This is a genomic window from Gottfriedia sp. NPDC057991, from assembly GCF_042886615.1.
In the GTDB taxonomy this organism is placed as follows: Bacteria; Bacillota; Bacilli; order Bacillales; family Bacillaceae_G; genus Gottfriedia.
The window spans coordinates 230,358-245,098 of record NZ_JBHVQN010000005.1; the positions used below are offsets into that span (position 1 = coordinate 230,358).

At 32.9% G+C, this 14,741-nt stretch carries 4 protein-coding genes; 1 reads left to right on the plus strand and 3 read right to left on the minus strand.

What is annotated here, in order from left to right:
- Positions 1–2: 2 nt before the first annotated feature.
- Positions 3–7,217, minus strand: a complete 7,215-nt coding sequence (locus ACFVR2_RS17705) for a DNRLRE domain-containing protein (RefSeq protein ID WP_387364501.1) — start codon at positions 7,215–7,217, stop codon at positions 3–5.
- Between the two features lie 485 nt (positions 7,218–7,702).
- Here ACFVR2_RS17705 and ACFVR2_RS17710 point away from each other — a divergent pair, with 485 nt between their 5' ends.
- Positions 7,703–8,902, plus strand: a complete 1,200-nt coding sequence (locus tag ACFVR2_RS17710) for an efflux RND transporter periplasmic adaptor subunit (RefSeq protein WP_387364504.1) — start codon at positions 7,703–7,705, stop codon at positions 8,900–8,902.
- 231 nt (positions 8,903–9,133) lie between these two features.
- Here the strand turns inward: ACFVR2_RS17710 and ACFVR2_RS17715 are convergent, their stop codons facing one another.
- Together ACFVR2_RS17715 and ACFVR2_RS17720 are read right to left on the minus strand one after the other, a co-directional pair.
- Positions 9,134–9,490 (minus strand): DUF4181 domain-containing protein, encoded by a 357-nt coding sequence (locus ACFVR2_RS17715; RefSeq protein ID WP_387364507.1) that lies wholly within the window; start codon positions 9,488–9,490, stop codon positions 9,134–9,136.
- A 76-nt stretch (positions 9,491–9,566) separates the two neighbouring features.
- A complete protein-coding gene (locus ACFVR2_RS17720; protein ID WP_387364510.1) occupies positions 9,567–14,525 on the minus strand; it encodes an RHS repeat domain-containing protein in 4,959 nt (1,652 codons plus the stop codon).
- Positions 14,526–14,741 lie beyond the last annotated feature (216 nt).

Sequence of the window (14,741 nt, forward strand, 5' to 3'; positions counted from 1 at the left end):
TATTATTTAACTATTTTATATTTAATATGATGAAACTCAAGGTACTCAAGCAAATTTTTTGAAGCTCCAACTTTTCCAGTTATTGAACTTCTAAAGAATACCCACTCAGCTCCTTTTATTTCTCCATTATGAATGAGCCAATAATCCTTTTGAATTTGCTTTTTTACAAATTTTGTTAAAGTACAATAACCTACTTTAGATTCGTAAGCAATCTTATGATAATATACATCAACAATTCTAGCTTTTCCTAACTTAGGGTTATCAATTTTAAAATGTTTATGTCCACCTCCGCCGACCATCTTCTGTAGAAACTTTTCTCCTGCAGTCCCACTTTTAAAAGAAAGTTTAGATGCATCATATAACTTACTAGTATGACCAGCTGCTTTTGCGGCGCGTAACGCTTCTTCGGCAGTGTGAGCTCCTTTTAGTGCATGTATTGCAGAAGAACCTATACCAGTAGGATCAACATATGATCCCATATCAAGTAATACCCAACCAGCTCCACCGATGGTAGGATTTGCAATAAATGCGCCCGCATCAGTAATCAAAAATATAGTATCTAAAACATATTCCCCATCTAAATCGATATGATTTACTGGATTATTTCTTGCATATGCGAACATGTTGTGGGTAAGTAATTCACCATTTTTACCAACATTATCATCAGCATTAATAAATCTTCCCCACTCGGAATTATAATAACGACTTTGTAAATAATATAAATTTGTCTCTGTATCGTAGCGATAACCGCGGTAGCGATAAGGATTTAGCTTTCCAACGGTATCCTTTAAGGATCCACTAATAGAGGTACTATTACCCCAACTGTCATATTGATAAGACACAACTTGATTACCACTTTCATCCAGTAATCCAGTTATATCTCCTTGTATGTTAGTTAGGTAATAATACTCCGTACCATTTAGGTTAAGACTTAAAAGATCTCCTTCACTATCATAAGTATAGTGAATTTTGTTTGTACCATCTGATTCAAATACTACCTGGTCTCCGTCTACTATATAACTTGTAGTTATTGTACTATTATCTTGTTTATTCTTTACAATTTTTTTTGTTCGAATTCCATTTTCATTATAAGAATACGTAACGTCATAATTTGCGTTCGAAAAGCTCTTCAGCTCTTTTCCCCAAGTCCATGTTAAAGTGTTGCCATCGTAAGAAGTTGGATTACCTACTAAGTTAGCATCATATTGGACTTGTGATGTGACAGTCGTTGGCGTTCCTCCATTATAGGTAGTCGTATCAATGCTAGTTAACAAATCATGCCAATCTTTATCATCATAATGATACGTGTATGTTTTTGTCGGATTCGTTGGTGATTGTGCTGGATCCGTGTAATCATACACATTTTTTGTTTTATGATTACCGCCTACATCATACGTGTAAACAACTGTTTGTCCTGCTACGTTATTATCTTCACGCAGTAACTCACTTAATTCATTATACGAATACGTAATTGTTTTTCCATTTTCAGTAATCGTTTTGATATTACCCAGTTTATCATACGAGTATGATATTGGACTATTTGTTCCATTTGTATAACTGTCAACTAAATAAGTCGTTTTCCCTGAAGAGAGCCCTTGTTTATACGTATAAGCAGTCGTATATTCATTAGTCGCCAGTTTCATGACTTTTTGTTGTGGACGACCTAATGAATCATAGTTGAAATCTATCTCACTACCAGAAGTTGAACTCCATGTCGACACATCAATATCAGTAGGAGAGTAGGTCATTAAATCGATGTCACCATTTAATTGTAATGTACCTGTCGCCGAACTTCCAACACTAGTTGTTGCGTCTGTAAAATCCTTCCAATCTGTTACTGCAAAAATATCTTCTTTTCCATTAACACCTAGCTTGAATGTAATCGTAGACCCTGATTTCGTCCAATGTAGGGTTGCTAAATTCCATGTATTAGCTGCTACAACAGGAGCAGTTGACTTATACGTTACACTTGTCCCTGCATTATTTTTTACAGTCAATGCTACTTTATTATCCGTTCCAATACTGATATTCGCTATGCCAGCACCTGATTTTTCATTCGCTAAAATGGTGCGATTTGTATTGGTTGTTTTTGTATTAAACCAGACACCTTGTGTTCCAGCAGCACTTGATAGTCCTAAGTTATATTGTAACTTCGTTCCAGTCGATGTTGTGTCTGTATAAGTTGTTGCAAATGGTTTTTCTTCCAGTTGTACTTGATCAAATCGAACTAAATCGCTTCCTTTTGGCGCGCCTCTAAGGAGAATTTTAAACGATTTTGTATTCGCAGGGACCGTAAAGACTTGAGAAATCTTCGTCCATTCATTACTACTAATTGGTTGGTTAATCGAAACGTAACCACCAGGTATATCCGTACCCGTACTGTCATAACAGCGAATTGATAATGTAGGATTTGTACCACCAATTCGTTTAGCCATTGCGCTGAACGTGACCGTTTTAGCAGCTGTAATTGGGCTTGTATATGTGTATGTTTCATAGGCTACTGCATTCGTTGGGTTGGCTTGTTTATTCTTGTCATAAAATTCAAGTGATTGTGAACCGTCTGTTGAATCTTGACTAATTCTTCCTCCCCCTGATAATGCACTCCAATCAGTAATTGTCCATCCTGTTGTACCTGTTTCAAACGATGGATTTGATGGAATTAAATTTGTTGTTCCTTCATAAGCAGATAAAACGGTTCCTCGATCTGGATCTTGACTAAATGTCGCATTATTCGTGATCGGTCTCGTTTCATTTGAGCTTGTTGTACTTCCATTGTTGAAAAATGTTTCAATCCTTGAATCATTGACATACGGTTGATTATAAACAACCGACGTTTGTTTATTGTCTTTGTCATATGAATACGTTGTCGTATAAAGATTGTTTGCCGTTCCAAATTGATTTTTCGTTACATTATCATTTGGATCATAGGTATATTTAAAGTAATTACCAAAACTATCCTTTACTTTCGTTATCCGATCTAAAATATCATAATAATAACGGTACGAAACATTATTGTCATTATCTGTTAATAAAGAAAGATTACCATTATTATCATAATCATAACTAAAATTCGGCGTAACAGATGAATCAGATTTTGGGGATTTATTTAACGATTTATAAGTAACACGATCGGTATTATCATCATATCCGTAATAAATCTTATCACCTTGATTAAATTGGCTGCTTTGTAGCAAATGCGTACTATTGTCATATGAATTTGAAACGATACTCTTACTACCAACTGTCGTTTCCGTGTTATTTCCAAACACATCATATTTAAAACCAAAACTTGTGCCATTTGCCGTAATTTTACTTAAGTCATCATTTTGATACTCATAAGCGTTTAAAATCGTTTGTTGGTCTACCGTTTTTGAAACACTCTGTACAACATCCGTATTGGAATCATAAGTATAACTAGTTTTACTATTATTCGGGTCTGTAAAATCTTTTAGAGTTCCATTTTTCAGATCGTAATTGTAATTTATCGGATTTCCAGAGGCATCAGTAATTTTCGAAACGTAATTCCCATCAGCTGTATACGCTGTACTATTCTCGACCGATAGCGATTGATCCGCACTTTGATTGGAAGTCCCAGTTGTATTACCGTATGAATCATACGTAAAACTCGACATGATATCTTTTGCTGAAACAGTACTTAATAAATTATGTTTCTGATCATAATTATAACTAGATGTATTGCCCTTTGAATCAACGTATTCTGTTAGGTCATTCGAACTCGAATACGAATACGTAGATTTCTCACTCTTCGTATCTTTAGAACTCGTTATATTCCCATTGCTATCGTAACTAAAATTATCCTCAAATGGCTCTAAATACAGTTGAAACCCATCAAAGTAAGCTTTATTTTCATTTTGGTAATAAAGTCCATAGACTTTCACTTCTGTAAAGTCACTGTCTGCAATCGCAACGCCAGAAGTATACTGCCAATCGGAAGAGTCTTCGTTGAAATAGGCAGTAAACCATTGGTAGGTACCATCAGTTCGTTTAATACCAAGATCAATCGCAAAGTACCTTGGGTAAGTAATTGGAACTGAGTCCCCTTTACCCCATCCACCAATCGTTAAAGCATCACCTTTTTTTCCATTCACTTCAATGACTTGATACAGATTTAAATTTTGTGTTGGATCACCCGTAATCCCCATTACATTACTATTTAAATTGGATGGTTCTCCACTTTGAGTTGTGTAATTAAATAAAGATGCACTACCCGTCGTACTCCAATATGACGGGGTTGTCGTCCCATATGTCAAATCTGGGTTTTCGACTAAATTATATCGACTTGGTACTTTTCCATCTTCTAACTGTAACGCATCAAAATAAGCAGTACCCGTCTCATTTACGATCCCTACACGAATGTTAACATTTTTATAGGTTGTATCACTTGGTAAAGTAAAGTTTAGTTCCTTTCGATCCCAATCATTTGTACCTGTCACATATGATGAGGTTACGGTGTGAGAAGTACCTGCTTTATCTTGATAAGTCAAATAAAGTGCAGCGCCACCCTTATTTGTATTTGTCACATTACTAGTTTTGACATAACCAGAATAGGTGTATGTTTTACCTGGTGTCAACGTAACGGTTTGCGTATAATAATGTGCATTGACATTATTTGTTTTTGTTACTTTTAAGGATTGATTACCGATGTAGGCATCATCAGTCGCAAAACTTTGTGAACCAGTTGATCCCGAATCATTTCCCGTGGTCCAATCCGTTGTTTTTTCAGCATTATGATTCAATAAATAATTGATCGTTGTTTTTTGTGGTTTTGAAGCAGCAGATAATTTATTAACATTTGTTCCGCTACTGTATTTATAATATTCTGCATTCCCATCTGGATCTTTTGTACTAACTGTGTTTCCATTGTTATTAAATTGGTAAATTTCTTTTCTTCCTATATTATCAACAAAAGAAGTCGTATTCTTACCATACGTAAATTGTAAAGACTGACCGTTCGTCACAACCTGATTACTATCAATATTAGATTCAGTCGATTTTGATACACGATATGGTGAATTTGGATAATACGTATAATTGATTCGATATCCATCAAAGTTTTTCGCTTCCGTCAAATTATGATTTGCATCGTACGTATAAGAACTCGATTTTCCATCTGGATACGTAATTTTCGTTAAATCAGTTCCTGTATACGTATAAGAAGTAATCCGACCACTTGGATCAATAATTTGCGTTAAATTATTTGTACCTGGATCACGTTTTAAAGTGGTTGCTCTTCCAGCGCCATCCGTCGCACTGACTAAATAAGTTCCTGAATAACCTAACGTAATCGTATTGTTATTATTATCACGTATAAATGTTAAATACCCCGAAGAGTTAAAACTTAATTGGTCTCCGCCTTTGTCTTTAATTTTATATCGTTCCGTCGTACTCGCAGTATCAATTGTCATCGATAAATCTAAACCAGATTCATCATTATAAATGTTGTTATCACTATCGAAATCAAAGTAATGTTTCGTACCATCTTCATCTGTATAATAATACTGATCTAATTTACTATCTAAATCTACTCGTTGACTAAAATTCAGTCTCCAACCATTGCCATACTTATTATCAACTTGTCGATCATTACTGTTAAAAACGTGACTAATTGAAACAGGCATTCTTGATCCATCCATGTCTAAATCATCGTGTGTAAAAACGAGATTACCAGAATAATCATTTACATAGCCTGTCCCAGCACGACCGACATCTTGAGAGTGATACGTCCAATAGTCTTCTAAACCAGAATTATTGACATAATCGAATGTGGCAATAGGACGAAATGCACTATATGTACTCGATACATCTGATGAAAAAAATTCAGTATAATTAGCCGTTTCATCGTCAGCTTTTAACATTAATCCATAGTTTTGTTGATCTGTGTACCATTGTTTTGCAATACTTGTAATATCCCAAACAAATTCATCACCAGCAGTACCTTTAACATTTTGATAATCTTGTATTTTAGTAGAATCAATGGTTGGTTTCGTGTTCCATGTAACTGTATCCGAACTCCAATCCTTTGTTACCTTATGAATGTTCACTTGGCTTCCAGCTGTATTATCGCTATATAATTTTAAATCTAATGTAGCACTTGTAATCACATTCGCAGAAGAAATCGTTGGTAATTTATTAAACTTAATAAATGTTTGATTGATGCCTGAAGTGGATCCCTTCCCAACCTTTAACATGTCACTCACTTGATAATTCGTAGTTGGATAACTTTGAGATACATTGGCATCCGCTATATCTTTTGGATCAACTGAGGTCTCAACTGTTGGATCAATAACAACAGGATATTGACGATTTGGAGATTGTAACCACTCTTTATTTGGAGACAAGATGACTTTGTATGAATCTCCATCATCTTGAAGCTTTAAATTAATATCAGTAGACTCTTCTCCTTTGGCATCATACATATATGGTGCATTAATGACATAGCGTTCGTCAGAAGGATTATCTTGGTTATAAAAAATGACTTTGTTATCTTCTAATTTAGCTTTTAAATTTTTCACATGATAGTCAAACGTAAATTCTGTCGTTTCTGGTACGTCATTTAAGATTAAATTTTCTTTTATCTCTCCTGAGATCAATTTGTATTGTAAATCCGTTTTAGTAAAAACATTCGGATACGTAACAGAAGTTTCAAGTTTTTTTAATGTTCTTGTTTTTTCATTTTCAGTTAAACTATTATATTGCGACAAATCTTGTTTATCTTTTACCACTTGTGTATCTTGAATATTTTCTAGATTCCATGCTAAAACAAAGTTACCACTTTTAATCTTTACTAAATTATTCTTACTTGTCTTCTTTGCAAAATGAACCTTAAATTGATTATCTTTGTTTTCTAATACTTGATCATTTGTGTCCGTATCAACGGTATCTGCAAGTGTATTATCAATATCTTCCCATTTTCCATTCACCTTATAATGGACAGGATATGGATACACATCTGCTTCATATGTATGGTCCTTTAAAATAAAATGTTTGATATTTTCCTCACGCTTACTAGTGTCTTCTCCAACAATCTCTTTTTGTGTATCTGATGAAGAAGCTGCTTTCTTTTCTGGATTATCAGCATTAATCGCATTGGATTGTACACTCTCTTGCATTTCAGCTGAAGGCTTTAATGGCATAACAGAAAGTGTAACCATTAACATTGTTAATATGATAAGAGTTTTCCTTATTAAAATTTTCATATAGATTCCTTTCCCTTAATAAATAGTCTCTCCCTTATTTAAACCGCTTACCCTCCTCAATATGTAGACTTAAAACAACCGATTATTCAGCTTTTTTACAAAACCTTAACAAGCTTACAAAGTATCAATTAATATTACAATAGGATCACATTAATTACATTAATATACCAATTAAAATATGATTAAACAGAATAAAATAACATTAAAATACTTTAACGCCATTATAATTATTATATTAAAATAGTTTTTTAAACGAAATTATGGTCCAAGAAAAATCTTGACTTTTTATTTTTGCTACAATAAAATTTCTAATTTGGAACAATAACTTTTTTTATCATTTACAGTTTTCAATCAAGACAAGTGTTACAAAAAGTTCAAGATATTTATTAAACGGATTAAAAAAAGAATGACAAATACTATCTAAGCAAATTTTGAAAGCTAGAAATTTAATAGTTTGTTTCTTTTTTTCTAGAAAGGAGGCTATGATGAAAAAAACTGAGTTTTTTAATGAGGAAAAAAATAAATCTGATCGTACTCTGGGAAAGAAGAAATTGATTTTAATAAGTGCTCTTATTCTTGTATTAATTTCTGCAACCGTAAGTGTCGTTTATGTTGAAGTTAGAAAAAGTAAATCTAAGACGTTAGAATTTATTAGTCCAACAGTCAAAAGTTTTCATAAAACAAAAACAATTCTTGGACACGTTGTCCCAGGTCATTCTGAAACCATTTATTTAAATCCAGCCAAAGGATCGGTGAAAGAAATTTATATAAAGGCAGGAGAAACCGTTACAAAAGGGCAAAATCTTTTTTCTTATGATGATCCAACAGTTGAGGCAGAAATAGGACAAGTCGAAGTAAATAAAAAACTCGCGGAAACAAGTGTTGCACAGTGGAATGAACAAATTTTGTCAATCGAGCAAAAAGTTCAGGAAGCTACTTCAGCTACAATAACGAATGAAACAACGAATCAAGCTTTACAAGTTGAATTAAATGCAGCAAAGAAAGAGCTAAATGCAGCAGAGTTAAACGTAGAAAAATTTTCACTTGAGGACGAAAAATTATTAGCACAAAAAGAATCATTAACTATTAGGAGTAATACAGATGGCGTAGTAATTGATATTAACCAAGATATCGGGCAGGGTTTTCAAGCACCAAGCAAACAGCCAATCTTAATTATTCAAATTGCTACAAAAGAACCGCTTCAAATTGAAGGTACACTTACTGAACAAGAAAAAGCAAAAATTTCTTTAGGGCAGCATATTACGGTCACATCAAAAGTAGTTCCAAATAAGAAATGGAAAGGAGAAATAACAGGGGTTTCTGATTATCCAACATATAAAACATCTACCAACAAGGACAAATTTATAAAAGAAACTGCACCATATTATACCTTTAAAGCAAGCCTAGATACTCAAGAATGGCTTTATTCTGGCTTTGATACCACGTTGGAAGTTGTAGTTGATTCAAAAGACATGTTATCAGTTCCTGATACAAGTATAATGGAAGCTGGAAAATCGAAATTTGTATATGTACTAAAAAAGGGCAAGATTCATAAACAAAAGGTTGTAACAGGTCAAAAAAAGGGCAAATGGGTTGCAATACTTAAAGGGTTAAAGGAAAAAGATAAAATAGTAGTAAAACCAAACTGGACTGTTCGAGAAGGGACAAAAATTGATTTAAAGTAAAATTTAGGATTGCTATTGTAAAATCAGTAACGATTAGAATTAAGGCTTGCTAATTTTAGCAAGCCTTAATTCTAACTTATTCAATAACAATTCTTATAGATGTATGTTGCCAATATAACTTATAATCAATAACACTGCCCAGTTTAACTTTCATTATTAAGAAAGTTATTTGGAGCATAAAGAAGGAAGAATACTAAGCTTTCAATAAAACCAAATTATTCATTAGGAACTTTAAAAAAGATAGATGCCTAAAAAAATGAATATAAAATAGACTGAACTTCCTAAATAACTCAAAATGTACTCATTTTTTTCATTTTCAAATTTTTGTTCAAATAAACCTTGACATAAAGATATAATCATTCCATGAAAGAATACCCAAATAAATGGATTGTTAAACGGAAATTTATAAATAGAGTTAATCAATATTACAAGCAAAAATAAAATTGACAAATACTTTTCTATTTTTATAAATCTTGCATTTGAGAACTTAACATAATTAAATAATTTCCTTTTATATTTCAGTTTAAAAACCACTCTAATAACAAAATCAATTAAGAAGTAAATTAATAAGATCCAAATAAAAGCCATTTTTACCCTCTCTTTATCAAACCATATGGTCTAATTACTATTTTCGGATACTAACAATTAAAAATTCCCCCTATATTTAAGTTACTGGTCTAGTGCTTACATTAAATGGTCCTGAATAATTACTGTATTTATACCGTACAACAGTTACGTATATTCTATATCTTTTCTCATAGTTATCATAAGCTTTATATGTCCAAAATCTTACATATGTTGTGGTTGCTTTTTCAGATAACCAAAATGCAGCTACAGCTACTGCTTTCCCTACATAAGGTACTACTTTAGGTATTTTGCTAGTTATATAATCACTCAAGAGAGCAATAATTATTCTAACATCAAGATTTGAGTATGTTTTTTTAAATGGTCCATCAATAATTTGGCTACTCCCTCCACCTGTACTAACTGGAGATTTCCCATTCATATCAATAAACATCACTGGATTATTGTTACTGTATGTGTATCCATTTTGAGAAATAGGAACACCTGAATCACCTGGGTGTGGATCAAGCGCTAATAAATTACCATTCTCTTGATTGTAGTATCTAGCTTGTAAATAATAATGTTGTGTCTCATTATCATAGTAATATCCAGCAAATCGAATTGTGTTTTCACCTGCAAGAATACCTGATTCACTTAATATATTGCCATAAGAATCATAAGTATACGAACCTACTATATTCCCACTATTGTCTACAATTGATAACACATCACCTTTATAATTTGTCACGAAATGATATACATTTTCTTGCCAAAGCCCACTTTGAGCTTTTTCTTTAATATACATTCCAAGTGGTTTTCCATCTGAATCCCATTGGTAATAACGAATTTGCTTTATATCACCACCAATTCGAATGATTTCTACAGAAAGATTATTCGATTCATAGTAATATTCATGTGTTTCATTACCAACAGTTTTCTTAGTTCGTAAGTTATTCTCGTCATATTCGTATCGAGCAACTTCAACGCCTTGCAGTGTTGTAACTCTAGTTTGTTGCCCGAGAACGTTGTACTCATATTTGAAGTTTTCATCCTGAGTTAAATTTCCATCTACATCATAAATATACGGTACACCATTTTTTGTAACAATTTGGTTAGCATCGTTGTACGTATATGTATTCGTAATTCCATTAATTGAATCAGACGTACGATTTCCAACCGCATTATAGGTATAACTATTTGAAGTCCCATCTGGCAATGTTTCATTAATTAACTGATTATTTGCATCGTATTGATACACCGTTTCTCCATTTGATGTCGTTTCGCTCGTAATATTACCAGCTGCGTCATATAAATAAGTAAAGTTTAGATTCACAGCCCCTGTGTATTTAATGTTGTCAAGTTCATTTGCAGAATTTAGTGCGGTTGATTTTGAAAATAATTCACCATTCGATGTTGGATTAACATGAATAATCCTCTCATCATCACCTGTACCGTATTGGTAAGTATATGACATCGGCGATTCGATCCCTAACGGCTTAATTGAAGATAATTTCCCATCTGATGTATAGGTATATTCTTGATAAAAATTCCAATATCCACTAAGATAGTCAACTGACTTTTTAGTTACACGATCTTTGTTTAATGAATCATTGTATTCATATCCAAAGTTCAGGTTGTCCCCTTGTGTATTGGATGTGATATTGTTATTACGATCATATCTGAATGTTTTATTGTAAAGAATATTGTCAGATTGGTCTTTTAAGTTAGTCTCTATAACATTATCATTTTCATCATATCTATTAATTTGGGTTAAAGTATTCCCTGAATCATTTTCCGATACAATAGAAGTTACATTTTTATAGTCATCATATGTGAAATTTGATGTAATGCCAGAAAACTTCGTAATCTTGGTTAATTGGCGATCATTATTATAAGCGTATTTCATTGTTCCTTGAATTGGCATAGTAAGCGTTAGAGCTTGATTGTTCACATCGTACGAATAATTTTTCACATGATTAAGTGCATCTTTCGAAGAAAGTAAATTTCCATTGTTGTCATATGTATTGGTTGTTACTTTCCCTTTTGCATCGGTAACACTAAGTAAACTATCATTTAAAGGGTTGTACTCAAAAGAGGTCTTATTTCCATTTCCATCAATAGCATCTGTTAAATTTCCGTACAAATCATTTATCGTTGTCGATACAGAAAAAGGTGTTAGGTTATTTTTATTTTTGAATTTTTTTTGTAAGACTGATAAGCCACTATATTCATACGTTTCCTTTGATAAGTTTGGATGAATGATACTTGTAACTCTACCAATATCATCATATGAATAGCTCGTATTCTGAGATGTTGTTTTTGTATTCCCATTTTCTGTTGTTGTAGTTTCATCCGTTAAAGATGTAATATATCCATTGGGATCATAAATTGTTTTGGTCTTCGATGTATCTCCATTTTTATCCACGTTGTTAACAGTCAAAACAGCATAATCACCCAAGGTGAAAAATCCCCAAGGATCAGCACTTTCCCTGAAAGTGTATTCATAATTTTTCGTATATTCTATTTCTGTTCCGCTCTCTACACCATCTTCAAACGTGATATCTTTCATTTTCTCTTCAGAAAAATAGTAAGGAGATTCATATACTCTTGTTAGAATACTTTGTCCTGTAATATTTCCGATATTATCCTTCGTTGTTGTAGTTTCAGAAATACAATTTAAATCATTGTTATATTGATAATTCGTAATCGCCCCATCTGAACTAATCAAAGTATCAACAGGTTGTCGATAATCCCCCGTATTCAAATAATACGTGTCTGTTTTACCATCAGATGTGACTGTAGTCGTATCATTACTATAATGATACGAAGTACTTTTTCCATCAGGTTCAGTAACTTGAATATTACCATTCTCAAACGTAAACTGCGTCACATTACCATTAGGATCTTTGAAACTTTTTACCGCCCCGTTAGAATAGTATGTATATTCTATTGAGTAAGATATTATTTCGCCTGGTTTACTCTTGTACTCATAACTTACTTTTGTTAATAAATTGTTTACGTACGAATAGTTAACTGTAATATCACCATACGTTACTTTACTCACTGAATTATTTTTATATTCCAAGAGTATTGAAGCGCCAACTTGGGTTCCCAAAGGATTCTTTTCATATATTTTTATTAATTTCGAACTACTGTCATAAGCAAATTGTATTTTATTATGTGCAAGATCTTCATAAGAATCAATATTATACGTATAGTTATATCTCGATCCGATGAAATTCTTTTTCAGCCCTGTCGTATCCACAATTTGAAAATGGACAGTATCGTAATCAGTTGAAACGTTTGATAATTTTAATTTAGATCCATTTAAATTTACATAGTGTTCGTTATCATTTGTATAAAACTCATGAAGTTCACCGTTTTGATCATAATATTTTATGTTTTGCTTGTCCCAGTCTGTTTCAATTCTTTCGTTTCCCGTAATGGACCATCCTCCAAAAGACGAATCTCCATACGAATCTAAACTTGAATTATTAAGTGTTCTTATTAATTGATAACTAATCGAACTTTGAGTAGCCATTTTTAAATCTGGGTATTGAATAACCCCATTTTCCGCTTGAAGATTAATACTTAACGAGCCATTCCCTAGTTTTTGAGTTTTATATTGATAGTGATCCTCGATACCTTGATAATGGGCTTGTTTATAAAAGTCTGCTCCAATTAAGACACGAATAGAATCATAGCTCGTATTCCCCGCCGCATCCGTTACTGTTAAATAGATCGTGTAGAATCCAGATTCCACGTTTGCTCGCCAATCACCCAAAATGCTATCATTTATTTCATTACTTGAATTGCTAATATCAATAAGATCTTTATTTACGCTATTTTCTTGAACATATTGAAGTTGATACGAATCAAAAGTTGCATCTGAAGCAGTTCCTCTTATCTCAACGTGACCTATTTCATTTTGGCTTGCCTTTTTCAATTCGGCTTTTGGCATTGTCTGATCTAACGTAATTGTTTTATACCCCAAATCTTTTACATTTCCTGAACCGTCCGTTAATTTCATATATACTCTTTTTTGACCATCTCCAGCCGTAGTGTGGTAGGAAATAGAGTTAGGGTAGATAGAACCTGTTGAATAATTGATTCCGTCAGATGAAATTGATTGGTAAATCACCCCTCCTGAGTTGTCCGAAGCAGTTGCACGAATCGTTAAGTCTTGCGAATTTGTAAATGGATTACCATTATTAATGGTAAAATCTCCTGTAGGAGGCTGAGTATCAGCGATTGTTGTTGATACAGTAGCATTTGATTCTTCAGACACTTTACTGTCTTGTTTATCGACGCTGTCTTTAATCACTATTTCTTTTTTAACACTAATACTAATTTTTTCATTATTTTTGACCATCTGCCATTTAGTGCTTTCTTTTGCAACTTTTTTTCCAGCGTAAAATGGCAATGTGAATGTTTTTGACTCACCTGTTTTGATATCTTCCTCAGAATCTAATTGAAAATTACTTTTTCCCGTAAAATAATCTGTTTGATCGCTAACTAAGCGATATCCCTTGTCTTTACTCCAAGTTTCAAGCCCGTCGTTTAGTACAGTGATTGAAACAGGCTCTTCACTATCAATTTCCATTGATTCGGGTACAGCGGTTGCAACGAGAGATGCTGAGTGTAAATTCCGAGCAAATGCGCTATCTGTTGCAATCTCTGATGAGACCCCTTGCTTATTGATCCCATAGATTGAAAAGTAATAAGTTAATAGTGAAGGAACGGATTTATAATATTTAAATTCGCTAACGTTTGATACTAAGGTATTTACAATCTCTGCTCCTCCTGGTTTGAGACCAATCTTAATTCGGTAACTCGTATATTCTGAATCTGGCGTCCATGAGACAACTAATTTGTCTGCATTGAAATCATTAGGGTGATCAGAATCGTAACGCTGAATTTTTGCATTTTCAATTTTAGTTGGTGATGCTGCTTTGACGACTCCATTTATTGCTTGAAATGGAATCAAACAAACTATCAGGGCAAAAATGATTGAAACTAATAACCCCTTTTTAATTAATGCTTTCTCAAATAAATACACTGAAACTCCCCTTTTTTCTAATAGATTTTCTTTACAAAATACATAAAACATGAATCCATCTACTTATTTCGAAATAAGTTTTTATATTTTTGTAAAATTATGACATTTAAAATTTTATTGCTAATATTGTATATGGTCAATTGGGGGAATTCGATGATAATAATAAAAAAAGTGGTCAATTTTGAGCTTTATTTTTTATTTTAAAAAGGGGAAGCA

Bases quoted from the DNA above. Each gene is read 5' to 3' on its own strand.
- ACFVR2_RS17705 (WP_387364501.1), bottom strand. From the start codon at position 7,217: ATGAAAATTTTAATAAGGAAAACTCTTATCATATTAACAATGTTAATG.
- ACFVR2_RS17715 (WP_387364507.1), bottom strand. From the start codon at position 9,490: ATGGCTTTTATTTGGATCTTATTAATTTACTTCTTAATTGATTTTGTT.
- ACFVR2_RS17710 (WP_387364504.1), top strand. From the start codon at position 7,703: ATGAAAAAAACTGAGTTTTTTAATGAGGAAAAAAATAAATCTGATCGT.